The sequence below is a fragment of the Hymenobacter norwichensis DSM 15439 genome, from assembly GCF_000420705.1.
GTDB lineage: Bacteria > Bacteroidota > Bacteroidia > Cytophagales > Hymenobacteraceae > Hymenobacter > Hymenobacter norwichensis.
Genome location: NZ_ATVL01000007.1, coordinates 447,770 through 465,361, shown reverse-complemented (window position 1 = coordinate 465,361; position 17,592 = coordinate 447,770). Strand labels below are relative to the sequence as shown.

The window sequence follows — 17,592 nt, the reverse complement described above, 5'->3', positions numbered from 1 at the left end:
TACTATCAGGAATGATTTCGGTTTACCGGCTATTTATATACGCGCTACTGCTGTGTCTTTGCTGCCAGGCCCCGGCCTGGGCGCAGGAAACTAGCTTGGTAGTGATTGGCAACGGCAAGGGTGTACCCTCGGAGATGAAGCTGCCGCAGCTGAAAGCCACCCTGCGGGGCGAGCGGCTGCGCTGGCCCGATGGCAGCAAGGTGATTATTGCGCTGCTGAAAAGCAACACGCCCATTGGTACCACTACCAGCCGCCGGCTCTACAACATGAGCGCCAACGAGCTGAACAAGTACTGGCTGGCGCTGGTGTTTCAGGGCAAAGCCGATGCACCCAACTTCTTTACATCTGAGGCGGAGCTGGAAGAATTTGTGGCGCAGACCAACGGGGCCATTGGGGTGATGAGCCATCCCCCCGCCAGCGGTAAGACCATTCTTATCGACGGAAAAAAGATTTTGTAACCACTGCTTCGCATGAACAAGCCCGCGCCCTGGCCGCTGCTCCTTCGCCGTTTGCAGCGAATCCGCCTGACGGTTAAGACCAAGATTTGGCTGGCAGTAACCAGTATTGTGCTGCTGTTTTCGTTTTTTGTGCTGTTTTATCTGCCGGCTATTCAGGAGCGCTACCTGCTGAGCAACTTCAACAAGGAAGTGCAGAACCACGCCAACACGGTAGCTCTGGGCGTGAAGATTGCCATGACCGAGCAGAACTTCCAAGGCGTGCAAACGGCTATGGACTTTGTGAAGCAGGACCCTTTGCTGGAATTTGTGAGCTTGCTCCAGACCGATACCGTTTGGGACCAAAACCACGCCACTTATCAAGTGAAGCGCACGGTATTCCGGACCTATCCGGAGCGCCGGCAGATCAACGTAAATGCCCTTTCCGACGATTCGACGGTGGTGAAACGGTCGGCGTTTAGCACCCCCATGATGAACGGCGAAATCCTGCTGGCGTCATCCACCCGCGAGATTGTGCAAAGCAAGCGGCAGATTCGCCTCACGTCGTTGTTCTTCAGCTTTGTGGTGTTCAGCATCGGCATTGTGATTGGGTTTGGGCTGGCCCGCAGCATTTCGGTGCCCGTACTGAAGCTGCGCGACGCTGCCACCAAAGTTGGCCGCGGCGACCTTACCCAGCGCGTTATCAGCGAATCGCGCGATGAAATCGGGGAGTTGGGCATTGCCTTCAACAAGATGGTAACTGACCTGTCTACGGCGCGCCAGCAACTGGAAGCCCGCACCAGTGAACTGGTACTGGAAAAGAAGAAGTCAGATGAGCTGCTGGAAGGACTTCAGAAGACGCTGTTTGATTTGAAGGAGACGCAGGAACAGCTGATTCGGCAGGAAAAGCTGGCTTCCATCGGACAGCTCACCAAAGGCTTGGTAGATCGGTTGCTGAACCCGCTGAGCTACGTCAGCAACTTTGCGGCGGTGTCCAATGAGCTGCTGGAGGAAAGCCGGGAACTGCTGGGCGCCGACAAGTACGCTACCGACCCCCACGTCCAAACCGAGCTGCTGCCCCTGCTCACCATGATTGAAAACAACACTGAGAAGATAAAGGAGCACAGCTTCAGCCTCACGCGCATTGTGCGCAGCATGGACAAACTGCTGCAAGTGAAGTCCGACCAGTTTGTGGAAGCAGACATCAATTCCTTTATTGAAAACCAGCTTGTCCTGTACAGAAACGAGCTGGACCCGGGTTACAGCTACGTGCCGCTACACTTAGTTACGCAACCCATGCCACCCAGGCAATCGGTGAAGCTGCTGCCCACCGAAATGAGCACCGTGCTCTTCAGCCTTCTCAACAACGCGCTGTACTCCTTGCATGAGCGCGCGCTCAAAGACGAACACCTGCAACCCCTGCTACTAATAGAAACTTTCTTCCACGACGAATTCGTGGAAATCAAGATTCAGGACAACGGCAAAGGCATGTCGGAGGTGGAAAAGCAGCAGCTGTTTTCACCTTTCTTCACCACCAAGCCTACCTCCAAGGGGACGGGGCTAGGCTTGTTTATCAGCCAGGATATTGTGCGCACGCACCGAGGCAGCATTTCAGTGGAAACCGAACCCAACGTACTCACTACGTTCACCATCCTGTTGCCGCTTTCCCCTATTCCGCAAGTCGCATAAACGGGCGAGCAGGTTCTTGTCAGACTTGGTAGCGAATCAATAAGCACACTGAGGCCATGCCGCTGCGGTTATGGCACAAGCCGCCGGAACCGCAGCGGCATGGCCCCCTCCGGCCGAAGTGTGACCAGCGGCATCATGACGGGTGGTGCCGGGGCAGCGGGTTCAAGATGGAAATGGCGGAGGGCTTCAAGCATTACCAGCTGAATTTCGGTGAGGGCGAAGTGGTTGCCAACGCACAGGCGCGGCCCCCCGCCAAACGGCAAATAGCCATAGGTAGGCAACGCCGGTTGCGCGCCAGCCGCAAACCGCTCGGGCCGGAACACCTCGGCATCGGGCCAGAGGGTAGGATGGTGGTGCAGGCCGTAGAGGTAGAGCGAAAACTGCGTGCCTTTCGGGATGGGCTGCCCCTGAAATTCATCGGCTTCCAGCGCCACCCGGTCCAGTATCCAGGCGGGCGGGTAGAGGCGCAAGGCTTCCTGCACTACGTTCAGGGCGTAGGGCAGCTGGGCTAGCTCATGGAACTCCGGGCTTCGGTCAGCCAAGGCGGCCGTCATTTCGGTGCGTACTTTTTGCGCTATTTCGGGGTGCCGGGCTAGCAGGTAAAACAGCCAGCTCAGCGCATTGGCAGAGGTTTCGTGGCCGGCCACTAGCAGAATATTCACCTCATCAAGCAGCTGTTCTTCGGTCATGGGCTCGCCAGTGTCCTCGTAGCGGGTATCGAGCAGCATTTGCAGCAGGTCGTCGGGGGCTTGGTCAGGGCTGGCGGGAGGGTGCTGGCGGCGCTGCCGGATATAGCCTCGCACTAAGGTGCGCAGTTCCTGGCTGAGCGCATCGTGGCGGCGGTAGGCTCCATTCAGCCGAAACCAGGGCCGCAGGTAGGGCTGCCGAATGGTGCGCACGTAGAACGCCTGAATCCGGGTCAGAATATCAGCCAGCCGCTCCCCTTCCGCTTCGGTGAGGCTGGTGCTGAACGTGGCCCGCGCCATAATCCGAAACGCTACGCCGGTCATGGCCTCGTGAATATCCACCACGGCCGACTGGTCAGGCGTGGTAGTCCGCTCGGTCAGCTCGGTGGTCCATTCGGCGGCGGCAGTTTGCATCAGGCGCACCAAACCCGCTAGCCGTTGCCGGTGAAAGCCGGGCTGAATGAGGCGGCGCTGCCGTAGCCAGTCGGCACCTTCGTTGGTGAGCAGGCCCCGGCCCAGGTAGCGAATCAGACCGTGCGTGAGGTCGGATTTGAGGTAGCGCCGGTGGTTCTTTTGCAAAATATGCTGCACCAAAGCCGGGTCGCGGGTAATGATGCCAGGCCGGACGCCCCCTAGGTACACTCCTACCGTGTCGCCGTACTGCGCCAGCATCCGGTCGAGGTTACCGATAGGGTCGCGGGAGAAAGCCACCGAATTGAGCAGCGTGCGCCACTGTGGCACCCACGGAATCGGGGTTTTGGGGGCTTGTTCTACGGGTTCGATAGAAGCGTCGGGCATAATGGAATAGGCATAAAGTACATGAAAAGCCCTGCCAAGGTACGCGCCAGCACTACACGCTGCCAGCCTTCGGCACTACATATCCTGGTGGCAAGGCAACACAAACCCGTAGGTGGCGCGTACACCATACCAGAAGGGCCTTCGTTTCCCGTTGGCTGCCCCGCTCTCCCTTTCTCCAAAACCAAACTGTATTCCTTATGTGGATTCAACAGAAAGCCACCCCCGCCCCGCTCGATGAGTTACAGGGCCGCACAGTAGGCCTCAAATTCGAGTGCAACCACTGCCACACCGAAGTTTTCACTGACCTGCTCGGCGTACCCGCCCCCGACCATCTGGCCAACTCCATGGAAGATGACGGCCAGTACGAGAAAGAGGAAATCAAGTGCCCCGGCTGCGACATGACCCACGAAATAACCGTGAAAAGCACCTTCGATGGCGTCACGTTTGACGTTTCGGAAGTAGCCCCCGACAGCGTAGCCTATCAGATAGCACACGAATAGTTAAGTAGCTGCACCTAAGCCAGATACAACAAAGCCGACTGACCATGTGGTCAGCCGGCTTTGTTGTATCTGGCTTAGGTGCAAACTCATTGAAAACCAACGTACTTCAACCCTACTGGCACTAGCTTGGGGCCTTTACTAGAAACATCAACAAACAGGCGTAAAGTATCGTTGGACGCTGTCCGAAATATATAGAGGTCCATCATACTAAGCTTTCCATTGAGTGGTAGGCCTGTATACCGGTCAGTCAGTGCAATTGCGGGGCGCTTATAACCTGGATCTTTAACAGAGAAGCGTGTTATTAGGCGCAATGGCTGGTCGTCTGATGTGCGGAGGTTGTGCAGAAAAACCTCTGCTAGCGCCATGCTCTTGTATAAATCTCCTTGCTTTAGCCGCAACGGATTAAGCGCTGTGTATCCGTAAGTGCTATCAGTGGCAGCAATGGGTAACTCTGCCTTTTTCTGAGCTAAAGCAGCAGTTGGCAGCCAAAGCAACAAGAGGATAGTTTTCATTCTATTATTCGATAAGCAGCTTGCCGATATATCGGGACTAAATTATCGTTTTCCTATAAACTACCGCCGCTGTACATAGCGCTATTTCTCTCGCTCTATCGTGTAGTTGATAAGTTGCTCTAACGACATGCGCGAGGGCGACGCCGGAAAGGTGTGCAAGATTTCCAAGGCCTCGTCGCGGTAGCGTTTCATCACCCCAATGGCATAATCGAGGCCACCGGTGGTTTTCACAAACTCAATAACAGCCTGCACCCGGTCTTTGCGGCCGTCGTTGTTTTTCACGTTGTAAATGATGCGGCGCTTAGTCAGCCAATCGGCCTGCTGGAGCGAATAGATGAGCGGCAGCGTCATTTTCTTCTCCTTAATATCGATGCCCAGCGGCTTGCCAATTTCGGCAGTTCCGAAGTCGAATAGGTCGTCTTTGATTTGGAAAGCCATGCCTACTTTCTCGCCAAAAAGCCGAGCGCGCTCAATGGTTTCGGCATCGGCACCGGCCGAGGCGGCGCCCACGGCGCAGCAAGAGGCAATGAGCGAAGCCGTTTTCTGCCGGATAATGTCGAAGTACACGTCTTCGGTGATGTCGAGGCGGCGTGCTTTCTCGATTTGCAGCAGTTCGCCTTCACTTAGCTCTTTCACGGCGTTGCTCACAATTTTGAGCAGCGTGTAATCATCGTTTTCCAAGCTCAGCAGCAGCCCTTTGCTCAGCAGATAGTCGCCGACGAGGACGGCAATCTTGTTTTTCCAGAGGGCGTTGATGGAGAAGAACCCGCGCCGATAGTTGCTTTCGTCCACCACGTCGTCGTGCACGAGGGTGGCGGTGTGTAGCAGCTCGATGAGGGCCGCGCCGCGGAACGTAGCTTCAGGCAGTGGGTCGCCGCCGCTGATTTTGGCCGTGAAGAACACGAACATCGGCCGAATCTGCTTGCCCTTGCGCTTCACGATATAGCCCATGATTTTATCGAGCAGCAGCTGCTTGGTTTGCATGGAAGCACGGAATTTCTTCTCAAATTCCTCCATTTCGCCCGCAATTGGGGCTTGTATCTGGTCCAGCGTAACGTTCATGCAGCGGTTTTGGGCGCTGCGAAAGTACGGGGAAAAAGGTGAAGTGGTGAGGTGATGAAATAGTGATTTTGCTGTTCTGTCTGCTCGACCCACACAGCCTGCACCATCAGAACGATGAACTCGCTATTTCACCGCTTCACAATTTCACTACTTCACCAACTCAGCGCTTACCTTCGCCCTTATGCCAACTCAGCCCATCCGCCTCGATTTTCTGTTATCCAGCACGCGCCACAGCCGGCCTTTCGCCGCCGATGCGCAGTACGTGCCCGATGGCCAACCCAAGCCGGTAGTGGTATTTGTGCACGGGTTCAAGGGCTTCAAAGACTGGGGCCACTTCAATGTGCTGGCCGAGTGGTTTGCCGGGCAGGGCTTTGTGTTCGTGAAGCTAAATCTCTCGCACAACGGGCTGGTGGTGGATGGCACCGGCGACCTGGAAGACCTGGAGGCGTTCGGCCAGAATAATTTCAGCTTGGAGCTGGATGATATTGGCGCACTGCTCGATTACCTAGAAAGCCCCGACTCGGTGGTGCCCGCCTCGGAAATCAACTTTTCGCGTTTAGCGCTTATCGGCCACAGCCGGGGCGGTGGCTTGGTGTTGCTGAAAGCCGCCGAAGATGCGCGCGTAACAGCCGTAGCTACATGGGCCGGTATCAATAACATAGACCCCGGCTGGACCGACGAACTGATGCAGCAGTGGCAGCAACAGGGTGTGTACCACGTGGAAAACAGCCGCACCAAACAGCAGCTTCCTCTCTACTACCAGATTGTGGAAGACTACCACACCAACCGCCTGCGCCTCGATATTCCGCACAACGTACGTCGCCACCTGCGCAAGCCCCTCCTAATTTTGCACGGCGACCAAGACGAAACCGTATCAGTGCAGCGCGCCCACGAGCTGAAAATCTGGAAACCGGATGCCGAACTGGTGGTATTACCCGGCGTCACGCACAATTTTGGCGGGGGCCACCCCTACTCTGCTTCGGAGCTACCCACCCAGGCTCAGCAAGCTGCGGAAGCTACTGTAGCGTTTCTGCGCCGGGTACTATGAGTGCGGTACACACTGCCTACCTCCTACTCGGCTCCAACCTCGGCGACCGGGCTACCATCCTCCGGGATGCAGTGCAGCACCTGCGCGCAACAGCCGGTACCGTAGAAGCCACCTCAGGACTGTACGAAACGGCGGCCTGGGGCCTAGAAGAGCAACCCACTTTCCTCAACCAAGCAGTACGCTTGCAAACTAAACTGACGCCCGAACTCCTACTTGATACCTGCCAACAAGCTGAGCAGTTAGCTGGCCGGGAGCGTCTGGTTCGCTGGGGGGCCCGTACTCTAGACGTGGATATTCTGCTTTACGATGGCCTCGTGCTGGATACTCCGCGCCTCACTGTGCCGCACCCACGTCTGCCGGAGCGCCGCTTTGCCTTAGTGCCCTTGGCTGAAATTGCCGCCAATGTGGTGCACCCCGAGGCAAAGTGCACCGTAACCGAACTGCTAGTGGCCTGCCCGGATACGCTGCCGGTAACGAGAATCAATTAGTAGTGGGCTAAAGCTTCAATGGGTGCTGCACTGCCTGTTTTTTATTAGCTAAACTTTCTGCGCTAGCTATGTGGATGACGGGCCGGCTGCGCAAAAACACGGCGTTGTGCACTACCCGGACAACCGGATACAGCAGCCACACCAGTAGCAGCCAATGCAACAGGCGCGGACGTTTGCCCATCGTCCGGCGCAGTGCGCCAAACAGCAGCAACATCACAGGGCCGTAGAATACTGCGGCGTACCGCTCACTGTCGTGGAAGCCCGCCGAACCACGGCTTAACTGGTAGCTCAAGGCGTGCAATACTACATACACACCGGCCGTAACGAGGAGCATTTGCCCAAATCTGCCAATCTCCATTGCTCCCACAATCAGTATGGCAACTACCAGCACTCCCCCAACAAGGTAAGCCCAGGGAACAGGCGCAGGCGGAATAGGCACCGGCAGTAGCCAATGCACCAACATAAACCCGAAGTCGTTTACTGCCTGCAGACCTATTGAGGCCGAATTAGATACTACCAGGGGTAAGTCGAGGTTGGTGCGCCACACGTGTACCTGCCAGAGCAAGCCACCGGATACGCTCAATAGAAAATGTAGTACAGGCGCTAGTGCATATTCGTGTAGTGTGCGGCCATAGGCAACAAGCAGCCCTAATGCTACGCCGGCCAGCACGAAGAACCCCGCTGTACGCTGTAAAGGCAGTAGCAAGCCGGCCAGTGTAGCTACTAGCCACCAGCCCTTTGCTTTGGTAGTAAGGCAATTATATAGGGCCACCGCATAGATGGTAAACAACAGCAGAAAGCAGGTTTCCGACCATACAAACTTAGTTGTCATCAGCCAGGGGGTACTGACAGCTAGCGCCCACGAATAGCACCGTTTCCACGCTATTTCGCGGCCCAATAGCTGACTTCCGAGCCAACTCCACCCCACTAGGCTACCTACCAAACTCACCCCATGCAGCCATACCAGCGCGCGAACCATTGCTTGAGCAGAGGCCCCCAAACTTGATAGCAAAAGGGGATATAACGGCCCCCAGATGACATACGGCGCGCCCGTTGGACCACGCAGTTCGTGTACGTCAGCCCAGCTACGCGCTGCCGCTAGGTAATGCCACGAGTCGGAGGTAGCTGCTGGTCCTTCGCCCCAGGCATAGAGGAAAAGGGCCAGCAACACCGCCGCGCCAAGCACTATACCGTTATTTTGCCGCCAGAACGGACTAGAGAATATTCCCGGCGACACGACGCACAAAATGATTATCCTACCACTGCCGATTGGGCGGCTACTTCCGGCGCAATCTTCTTCACCAAGCCTTGCAGCACTTTACCGGGGCCGCACTCCACAAACTCGGTGGCACCATCTTGCACCATGCGCTGCACACTCTGAGTCCAGCGGACCGGCGCGGTGAGCTGGCGCACCAGATTTTCCCTGATTTCGTCGGCGTCGCGGTGCGGGGCGGCATCCACGTTCTGGTATACCGGACAGACACCCGTTGAGAAAGTGGTTTTGGCAATGGCCTGGGCCAACGCTGCTTCCGCCGACTGCATCAGTGGTGAATGAAACGCTCCACCCACAGGCAGTGGCAACGCCCGCTTAGCACCAGCGGCCTTCAACTGCTCACACGCCAGCTCAATGCCACGCTGAGAACCCGACACCACCAATTGACCGGGGCAGTTGTAGTTGGCGGCCACTACTACGCTGCCGCCGGCCGTAATTTCCTGGCAAATGCGGGCTGTAGTGTCGTCGTCGAGAGCCAGAATAGCGGCCATCGTACCGGGCTGCTCTAGGCAGGCGGCCTGCATGGCCTGGGCCCGCTGGGCTACCAGGCGGAGGGCATCTTCAAACTGCAACACTTTGGCTGCCACCAGCGCCGAAAACTCGCCCAACGAGTGCCCAGCCACCATATCTGGCTTTAGGTCGGGCAATACGGAGGCTAAGGCTACAGAGTGCAAGAAAATAGCCGGCTGGGTTACGTCGGTGCGGCGCAGATCTTCCTCAGAGCCGCTGAACATAACGTCGGTGAGCTGAAAGCCTAAGATATCGTTGGCCTGATCCATTAGGCGCTTGGCCTGAGGGTATTGCTCGTACAAGTCGCGGCCCATGCCGCTGAACTGGCTGCCCTGGCCCGGAAAAACAACTGCTTTCATATGAAGAGAAAAACAAGAGAAAATGGATGGGCTGGCAAGATAGCACGAATAAAAAAAGCCCGTTGCTTGATACAACGGGCTTTCCTTAACAAGAAATCAACTACCACTTATCAGCTTAGCGGGTAATCTGCACCCAGCCTTTGTAGGTGCGCTTGGTGTTGTTGACGTCGCCAAACTCCACCTCGGCCTGGTAGAAGTACATGCCCTCCACTACCGAGGCCCCGCCGCTGCCCTCCGTGCGGCTGCCCCCGCCCGGCCAGTTGATGAGCGGGTCGGCGCTGCTCTCGTAGATTTTCACGCCCCAGCGGTTGAAGGCCGTGAAGTGCGTGCGCCGGATCGGGGTGAAGACCTTGGGCCGGAAGGTGTCGTTCTTGCCATCACCATTGGGGGTGAAGATGTTGGGCAGCAAGAACAGCTGGCAATCGTCTTTGCACTCCACGTTGCTGCGGGCACTGAGCGTACCACTCGAATCCACCGCTTGCACGGCGTAGCAGCCAGCCTCCTGGCGCAGGTTGGTGTGCGCGTAGCTGGTTTGCGTGGCCGGCACCTGAGTCAGGAAGCGCAAGGAATCCTGGTCGTTGGGGGCGTAGTAAATGTTGTAGAACCGGATGGCCCGGCTGCAATCGGCGGGTGTGGTGCCCAGCGTCCAGCGCAGGTTGTTGGTGTACACGGCTCCGCTGATGGGCGTGGCCGGCAACTCGAACAAGCGGCTGGCCAGACTGTCGCAGTTGGGGCGCGTGAGCGTCAGCACTGGCGCACACGGAATGTTGCGCACAGCAATGCATTGCTGTTGGCTGCGGTTGACCAACGTATCGGGCAGCCTTTGGGCATTGTAAGTACCGTTAGTTTCCACATAATAGCAGTAAGTCGCTCCCTTACGCAAGGGCTGGCTGGCTGTGCCCTCGTCGCGGTAGCTGCCCCCGGTGGCCGTGCCTGTAACAGTGGCAATGGCCACAAACGGGTCAGTGGGTAGCGCATCGGGGCCCTTCCGGTAGATGATGGTCGGGCGTAGCGCATTGTTCCAAGGCACGGTGTATGTCCAGTTCAGCACAATAGCATTCCGAGTTGTGATACTTACGGCCGGAATGGCCGTGCCCTCCACCCGCACACTAGAGGCAGCCGGGGCTATTTCCTGCACTTGGTTTTGGCTCAGGAACTCCACCCGGTAGCTGTACGACCGATTCTGCGTGTCGAGGGTGGGGTCCTGGTCGACGTACGTTGTGTCGTTGCCAGTAGTGCTTACGTTAAGCGTAGCAATGGGCGTGAACGGGCCCGTTGTAGTCTGCCCCACAGCCCGTGAGAGGCGAAACTGCTGCGGGTCGGCAAAAGGTGGGGTACTCTTGGGCTTGGTCCATTCCACCGTAATCTGCCCGCTGCTAACAGCCGTGCGGTCCACCGTGACCCGGCGCATGACCAAGGCACGGCCCGTAAAGTTGAGGCAGGCCTCATTGGAAGCAATGCTCTGGCCCCCGGCCGGCAGCGGAAACTCGACATAGATGCGGTAGCAGTACTCCTTGCCCCGGTCTAAGCCCGCGCCGCCGTTGTCGTCGGTGAAAGTGGTTATGTCTGTAGTCCCGGTATAAGTTAGCGCTTGAATCTGCACGAAGCCGCTGCTGGCCGGAATGCCCGTCTGGCACGGCCCTGGGCTAAAGCCCGACGTCCCTTCTTTGCGGTAGATGCGGATCTGGGCGCCGGGTTTGCGGCACAGGTAACTGTTCCACTCCAGGATGGCCGTGCGGGGCGTGCCGGTGCCAGCTCGCACGCGCAGGTTCTGCGGAGCCGGCCCAATGACAGTAATAGACCATACCCGCAAGTCGGTCAGGGCCACACCGCTAGCCCCGCCGGCGGGCTGGTCCACGGCGTTGAAGACCACCAGCTTGGGCTGCACGCCAATGTCGTTGCAGTCCGGCGTCCACTGGAATGTACCCCGCGCCGTGGGCGGCCCTGCCGACGACTGCGTAAACGTGGCCGGGGGCAGAATGCCGCTGTTGGCTGAGAGGGTAATGGGGTTGGCATCGGGGTCGGTGGCCGTCACCGTAGCTGAGACGGGCGTACCGGCCACCACGCACAAATCGGGCGGAATGCTGAGTTCAGGCCGGCGGTTAGTGGTCGGCCGCACCACAATCTGCATGTCGCGAATCACCGAATCGTTGAGCCGGTAGCCGAAGGCCGTGCGCCGGTATGAGCGCACCACAAAAGCGAAGTTGTACTCGCCCACCGTGCCCGGCGAGTTCCACACAATTTGCCCCGTCCGTCGGTTCATCTCGAAAATGGGCGCATCCCCTGGTCTACCTACAGGTGGCCCTGTAAAGGCTACTTGGCTTCCATTAGAGCCATTAAGTAAGTCATTCGGATAGCGGAATCCAGGAACCGGGGCCGGAGTAGGCGTACAACCAACTACGTCTATTGCTCTTCCTGCCTGCCGGCTAGGTGCTAGCACAAATACCAGTGAGTCACCGTCAGGGTCATAAGCACCAGGATTGTGCTGAAACACTTCGGCAACTGCGGCATTATCCACAGCGGGCCGGGTCAGAATTGGGGAACGGTTTGTACCCTGACCAGGGTCAATAACCACGCTGGTAGCAACGTAGAAAGACTGATTAACAGGATCATCCATGTTGCGCACTGCCCCGTTGCGGTTCTCGCCAATAAAGCTGACTAAATAACGCCCGTTAGCACTATAGATATGCTCAAAATCATAGGTATAACGCCGAATATCAGGACCTAACAATACATTTGTGGCCCTTGGTACATTTTGGTCACAGGTTCCGTCGCCGAAAAAGATAGCCGCTGTAGGCTGATCGGCTGCACCATTAGTAGTATTGCTAGGCTCGCGACAATAAAGAACTAGGCGGAATACCACCCGGCGAGGATTACCCCCAACACCAGTGTCAACGCTAGCTTGAATATCCCCCGCCCGAATGTGAGTGGCTTGGATATGAAATGGCAAGCTCAGCAACCCAATGAGCATCAACCAAAACCCGACATGAAATACCCGCGAGAGTAGAAAAGCCAACATAGGCAGCAAGTAAAGATGAGAAAAAGCAGCCCAACGAAGGCGCACTGCAGCCCAGCAATAATCAAGCCTATCAATTAGAGATTGGCACAGGACTTCAGAGGTTTCATTGCTGTTCTTATTGCCAGCTAACAGTCCTGCCTAAACCATCCAAGCTTACATGAGCTAGCACAATTCATGGCACACAGTAATACCTACCAACAAAAAGAGCCTGACCATAATGGTCAGGCTCTTTTTGTTGGTAGCACAATGGCTTACTTAACTTTCTCCACGATGCCTTTGAAGGCTTCGGGATGGTTCAAGGCTAAGTCGGCTAGCACTTTGCGGTTAAGGTCAATGCCAACCTTTTTCAGGCCGCCCATCAACTGCGAATAAGACAAGCCATGCTCACGGGCACCAGCGTTGATACGCTGAATCCAGAGGGCACGGAACTCGCGCTTCTTGGCTTTCCGGTCGCGGTAGGCGTACAGCAGACCTTTTTCAACGGCGTTTTTGGCAACGGTCCAAACGTTCTTACGACGGCCGAAATAGCCTTTCGCCAAACGCATTACTTTTTTCCGACGGTGGCGCGAAGCCACGTGGTTGACACTTCTTGGCATAACCTGCTAGTTTTTGGCGGCCGGCGACAGAACGTTGGTCTTGTCTTTGGGTTTAGCCGGACGCCTGGTTGAAAATTTTGATTGGTAATCACTAGTCGCTGATTGTTAAAGCTGTTCTTCGGCGCTAACAACCAACAAAAGGCAATTACATGTTCAGCATATCTTTCACACGGTTCATATCCGCCGAGCTTACCAAGGTAATGTGCGTCAGATTACGCTTTTGCTTGGTGGTCTTTTTGGTCAGAATGTGGCTCTTGAAAGCGTGCTTACGCTTGATTTTGCCCGTGCCGGTCAGCGTGAAACGCTTTTTGGCGCCGGACTTAGTCTTCATTTTCGGCATTGTGAAGGAGGTAAGAAGTGAAAAAACTGCGGCGGTCGGCTGCCTAGGGCCGGTGCGCCAGCGTATAAAATGACCGAAGCCATTGGAAAAACCACTTATTCGTCGTCTGAACCAGAAGCGGGTTGCGGTGCTGCTTTGGCAGCTGGCTGACCAGCTTTTTCCTTACCAGCTTCCTTGGCTGCCGGGGCAGCAGCAGGCTTGGGCTTAGCAGGGGCAACCACCTTGGGCGCCAGATACAGGAACATGCGCTTGCCTTCGAGCTTCGGTAGCTGCTCTACTTTGGCTAGTTCCTCGAGGGCCTGGGCAAACTTGAGCAACAGAATTTCGCCGCGCTCTTTGAAAACGATGCTACGGCCAACAAAGTGGACGTACGCCTTGATTTTAGCGCCTTCCTTTAGAAATTCCTGCGCGTGCTTCAGCTTGAACGCAAAGTCGTGGTCATCGGTATTGGGTCCGAAGCGGATTTCCTTTAGGATGACTTTGGTTTGCTTGGCCTTCAGTTCGCGGGTCTTCTTCTTCTGCTCGTACTTGAATTTCGAGTAGTCGATGACGCGGCAGACAGGCGGCACGGCAGTAGGCGAAATCTCCACGAGGTCGAGATTCTGCTCCTGCGCGAAACGCCGGGCTTGGTCAATTGAATAAATGCCTTGTTCGATGTTGTCACCAACGAGGCGGACTTCCCGAGCCGTAATCTTCTGATTGATTTTAAACGGCTCCTCGACCTGAGCGCGAGGAATATAGCGGCGGTTTGGGGTAGCTATGGCTTGGTTCTCTTGAGGGTGAGCTAATAGTATTGCTAAGATTGACACGACATGGGCCAAGCCCAATGGGTTCAATCAGCGGGCAAATATCCGCCATTTTTTTCAAACGCTCAAAAAAGGCTATATAAAATTGCCCATGAGCGTTTGAAAAAGAACTGTTTACTGGAGTAGCAAGCAGGTTACTTGGCTTCAATAATCGAGCTTTTATACCTGCCTACTACTCCATTAAACAAAACTTACTTGGTTTTGCCGTCCATCATGGCAGCTATTTGTGTCTGGAAATTCTGTACGAAATCAGCAACTGGCATAGCGCCAATGTCGCCCTCACCGTGCTTACGCAACGAGATGATACCGTTTTCCTGCTCTTTCTCGCCGACAATCAGCATATATGGCACCTTGGAAACCTCGGCGTCGCGGATTTTGCGGCCGATTTTCTCGTCGCGGTGGTCAACGGTACCGCGCAGCTCGGCTTGTACCAACGTGTCGTACACTTGTTGAGCGTAGTCGTGGTATTTCTCGGAAATCGGGAGGACTACAAATTGCTCGGGCGAGAGCCACAACGGGAAATTGCCGCCGCAGTGCTCGATGAGTACTGCTACAAACCGCTCCAACGAGCCGAATGGAGCCCGATGAATCATAACGGGGCGCTGCCGTGAGTTATCGGAAGCCACGTATTCCAACTCGAACCGCTCGGGTAGGTTGTAATCCACCTGAATTGTGCCAAGCTGCCACTTGCGACCTAGGGCGTCGCGCACCATGAAGTCGAGTTTGGGTCCGTAAAAAGCCGCCTCGCCCAACTCGGTTACGGTGTTCAATCCCTTCTCGGCAGCAGCTTCTTGGATAGCCGCTTCGGCCCGGGCCCAATTCTCATCCGACCCGATGTACTTGGTTTTGTTTTCAGGGTCGCGCAAAGAAATTTGAGCCGTGAAGTCAGGAAAGTCCAACGCCTTGAGTACGTAGAGGACAATATCAATAACCTTCAAAAACTCTTCCTTTACTTGATCTGGCCGGCAGAAGATGTGGGCATCGTCCTGCGTAAAGCCGCGCACCCGGGTCAGGCCGTGCAGCTCGCCTGACTGCTCGTAGCGATACACCGTGCCGAACTCGGCCAAACGCACTGGCAAGTCGCGGTACGAGCGGGGCTTGGTCTTGTAGATTTCGCAGTGATGTGGGCAGTTCATCGGCTTTAGGAAGAACTCCTCGCCGGGGTTTGGCGTCTTGATGGGTTGAAACGAATCAGCGCCATATTTCTCGTAGTGGCCGCTGGTCACATACAGCTCTTTCGAGCCGATATGAGGCGTCACGACGGGGAGGTAGCCGGCTTTCATTTGGGCGCGCCGCAGGAATTGCTCCAGCCGCTCACGCAGGGCGGTGCCTTTAGGCAACCACAGTGGCAGTCCCGCTCCTACTTTATCGGAAAAAGCAAACAACTCCAGCTCCTTGCCCAGCTTGCGGTGGTCACGGCGCTTGGCTTCCTCCAGCTTTTCCAAGTACTCCGTCAGCTCTTTAGCTTTGGGGAAGGTGATGCCGTATATGCGAGTGAGCTGCTTGTTTTTTTCGTCGCCGCGCCAGTAGGCACCGGCTACGTTCAGCAGCTTTACAGCCTTGATGGGGCTGGTATCGGGGATGTGTGGCCCGCGGCAGAGGTCTGTGAAATCACCTTGCGTGTAGAACGTGATGGAGCCGTCGTCGAGGCGCTCCAGCAAGTCCAGCTTATACGGGTCGGCCTTTTCGGTGAAGTAGGCAATGGCGTCGGCTTTGCTCACGGCACGCCGCTCGTACTGGCTTTTCTTTTTGGCCAGCTCCAGCATTTTCTTCTCGATTTCAGGAAAATCTTCCGAAGAGATGGTGCGGCCTTCGCCCAGGTCGATGTCGTAATAGAAGCCGTTTTCGATGCTTGGGCCGATGCCCAGCTTCACGCCAGGGTACAAGGCTTCCAGGGCTTCGGCTAGCAAGTGCGCCGACGAATGCCAGAAGGTGCTTTTGCCGTCTTGGTCGTTCCAGGTCAGAATAGCCACGTCGGCATCCTGTTCGATGGGGCGGTGCAGGTCGCGCACTTCGCCGTTGACGCGGATGCCGAGGGCATTGCGGGCGAGGCCTTCGCTAATGCCGGCGGCAACGTCATAGCCCGTGGCGCCATCTACAAACTGGCGCACCGAGCCGTCGGGGAGGGTGATATTGAGCATTGAATGGGGTTGATAATGGCTATACAAACAGCCGTGAGGCCGCAAGTTACGGAAAGGGTGTAGTTGTGAAAGGTGAAGTTGCGAAATCAGCAGCCCGTAGCAGCCAAGCTAGGGTGCTCCTACCTCCACGACTGGCACGCTTGGCTACAGCCCCGGCCGTAGTGGGGATATTGGTTCCAGCTGCTCTGCGGCAGGCGCGGCCGTTCGCTGGGGCCGTTCATCGACGATGATACCTTGAGCACGGTTGCCAACTTTCCAAGCCTTATAAGTCCAGTGCCGGTTGCCGGGATTTTCCACTACAAGCAAGCGGTACTGGTCGGCGGCTTCCTGGTAACGGCCGAGGCTCTCGAAGCTTTCGGCCAGCATTTGGCGGGCTCCCAGTAACCGCGAAGACCGGCGCAAGGCCCGCTGCAAATGCGGAATAGCGGCGCCGTACTTGTGGTTTTTGAAGGCGACCATAGCCAACCGGTAGTCGGCCCGATAGAAGGTGGTATCGAGCTGCACGACCCGGGCGTAAATGCGCGTGGCACTATCAGGCTGATTTTGCAGCTCGAACTGGCGGCCGTAGTCGTACCAGAGTGGGCCGTAAGTGGGAGCCAGTTTCAGGCCACGGGCCGCGTAAATAGCCGCGTTGGCGGGCTGCCGGAAAGCATTAGAGAGAAAAGCCAGTTGATGCAGGGTTTCGGGTTGGCGCGGGTCACGGGACAGGCTGGCCCGCAGGTAGTCCAGAGCCTGCACCGTGTCTTGTAGGCCAATATAGGCCACACCTTTGTAGAACAGGGCCGCTGTGTGGTCGGGTTCCTGTTGCAGGGTGCGGTCCAAGTAGTCGATGGCGGTTTGGTAGTGACGGGCCGCCAGGTGAGTTTCGCCTACCAGCAGATTCAGCTCGACGGAGGCGTAGCCTTTTTGCGAAGCTACATCAGCCGCAGCTAGTGCCGATTGGTACTTACCCTGCGCCCGGAGCGCGCGAGCTTTAGTGAAATAAAACTCGCCGGGCGAATCATCTAAGTCGAGGGCGCGGTTGATGTCCATTAACGCGGGTTCAACCTGACCAGCATCAAGGCGAAACGCAGCCCGACGACCGTACAAGGAGGCATTGCGCGGTTGACGGCTAATGGCGCCGTCCAACTCCTCGGCCTGCACTTTGGGGCCGCTTTGCACCGAAGTCAGGCTTACCATCGTTTCGGGCTCTTCTTCATCGGGGCTGCTGCCACATGACGCTAGAGCGCCGCTGAGCACGAGAAGAGGTAACAGATGAAAAATGAAGCGCGAAAAAGCCACAAACGACGGGTTGAACTCGAAATATAATCTGTAGTTGCAAAGATACCATG

At 56.4% G+C, this 17,592-nt stretch carries 15 protein-coding genes and 1 pseudogene; 5 read left to right on the top strand and 11 right to left on the bottom strand.

What is annotated here, in order from left to right; all coding sequences use genetic code 11:
• Window positions 1–11 precede the first annotated feature (11 nt).
• Entirely contained in the window at window positions 12–458 is a 447-nt protein-coding gene (locus G536_RS0108145) for a hypothetical protein (protein WP_022823099.1), read from the top strand.
• Between the two features lie 12 nt (window positions 459–470).
• A complete protein-coding gene (locus tag G536_RS0108140) occupies window positions 471–2,123 on the top strand; it encodes an ATP-binding protein (protein ID WP_022823098.1) in 1,653 nt (550 codons plus the stop codon).
• A 68-nt stretch (window positions 2,124–2,191) separates the two neighbouring features.
• On the opposite strand, the gene G536_RS0108135 is transcribed toward G536_RS0108140, so the two are convergent.
• Window positions 2,192–3,607, bottom strand: coding sequence for a cytochrome P450 (locus G536_RS0108135; RefSeq protein WP_022823097.1), 1,416 nt, complete (start codon window positions 3,605–3,607; stop codon window positions 2,192–2,194).
• A 197-nt stretch (window positions 3,608–3,804) separates the two neighbouring features.
• Here G536_RS0108135 and G536_RS0108130 point away from each other — a divergent pair, with 197 nt between their 5' ends.
• A complete protein-coding gene (locus tag G536_RS0108130; protein ID WP_022823096.1) occupies window positions 3,805–4,107 on the top strand; it encodes a hypothetical protein in 303 nt (100 codons plus the stop codon).
• Between the two features lie 86 nt (window positions 4,108–4,193).
• On the opposite strand, the gene G536_RS0108125 is transcribed toward G536_RS0108130, so the two are convergent.
• Both G536_RS0108125 and G536_RS0108120 read right to left on the bottom strand, forming a co-directional pair.
• Window positions 4,194–4,619 (bottom strand): hypothetical protein, encoded by a 426-nt coding sequence (locus tag G536_RS0108125; protein WP_022823095.1) that lies wholly within the window; start codon window positions 4,617–4,619, stop codon window positions 4,194–4,196.
• An 81-nt stretch (window positions 4,620–4,700) separates the two neighbouring features.
• Window positions 4,701–5,681: a polyprenyl synthetase family protein gene (locus G536_RS0108120; protein ID WP_022823094.1), complete on the bottom strand. Its 981-nt coding sequence runs from the start codon at window positions 5,679–5,681 to the stop codon at window positions 4,701–4,703.
• Between the two features lie 181 nt (window positions 5,682–5,862).
• Here G536_RS0108120 and G536_RS0108115 point away from each other — a divergent pair, with 181 nt between their 5' ends.
• Window positions 5,863–6,729 (top strand): alpha/beta hydrolase family protein, encoded by an 867-nt coding sequence (locus G536_RS0108115; protein WP_022823093.1) that lies wholly within the window; start codon window positions 5,863–5,865, stop codon window positions 6,727–6,729.
• Complete coding sequence (gene folK / locus G536_RS0108110; RefSeq protein WP_022823092.1) at window positions 6,726–7,217, top strand: 2-amino-4-hydroxy-6-hydroxymethyldihydropteridine diphosphokinase; 492 nt, start codon at window positions 6,726–6,728, stop codon at window positions 7,215–7,217. The genes G536_RS0108115 and folK overlap by 4 nt, the downstream gene beginning before the upstream one ends.
• A 7-nt stretch (window positions 7,218–7,224) precedes the next feature.
• On the opposite strand, the gene G536_RS0108105 is transcribed toward folK, so the two are convergent.
• The 8 genes and pseudogenes from G536_RS0108105 to G536_RS0108070 form a co-directional block, all read right to left on the bottom strand.
• Entirely contained in the window at window positions 7,225–8,049 is an 825-nt protein-coding gene (locus tag G536_RS0108105; protein WP_022823091.1) for a hypothetical protein, read from the bottom strand.
• Window positions 8,050–8,468: 419 nt separating this feature from the next.
• Window positions 8,469–9,359, bottom strand: coding sequence for an ACP S-malonyltransferase (fabD, locus tag G536_RS0108100; RefSeq protein ID WP_022823090.1), 891 nt, complete (start codon window positions 9,357–9,359; stop codon window positions 8,469–8,471).
• 115 nt (window positions 9,360–9,474) lie between these two features.
• Window positions 9,475–11,976: a T9SS type B sorting domain-containing protein gene (locus G536_RS26895; RefSeq protein ID WP_169515061.1), complete on the bottom strand. Its 2,502-nt coding sequence runs from the start codon at window positions 11,974–11,976 to the stop codon at window positions 9,475–9,477.
• Window positions 11,977–12,629: 653 nt separating this feature from the next.
• Entirely contained in the window at window positions 12,630–12,974 is a 345-nt protein-coding gene (gene rplT, locus G536_RS0108090; protein WP_022823088.1) for a 50S ribosomal protein L20, read from the bottom strand.
• A 145-nt stretch (window positions 12,975–13,119) separates the two neighbouring features.
• Complete coding sequence (gene rpmI, locus G536_RS0108085) at window positions 13,120–13,314, bottom strand: 50S ribosomal protein L35 (RefSeq protein WP_022823087.1); 195 nt, start codon at window positions 13,312–13,314, stop codon at window positions 13,120–13,122.
• Window positions 13,315–13,517: 203 nt separating this feature from the next.
• Window positions 13,518–14,075: pseudogene (gene infC, locus G536_RS0108080) on the bottom strand (translation initiation factor IF-3); the annotation flags it as partial.
• A gap of 236 nt (window positions 14,076–14,311) precedes the next feature.
• Window positions 14,312–16,261 carry a threonine--tRNA ligase gene (thrS, locus tag G536_RS0108075; RefSeq protein ID WP_022823085.1) on the bottom strand — a complete coding sequence of 650 codons (1,950 nt, stop codon included), beginning with the start codon at window positions 16,259–16,261 and terminating at the stop codon, window positions 14,312–14,314.
• Between the two features lie 144 nt (window positions 16,262–16,405).
• A complete protein-coding gene (locus tag G536_RS0108070) occupies window positions 16,406–17,542 on the bottom strand; it encodes a tetratricopeptide repeat protein (RefSeq protein WP_169515060.1) in 1,137 nt (378 codons plus the stop codon).
• Window positions 17,543–17,592: the final 50 nt, after the last annotated feature.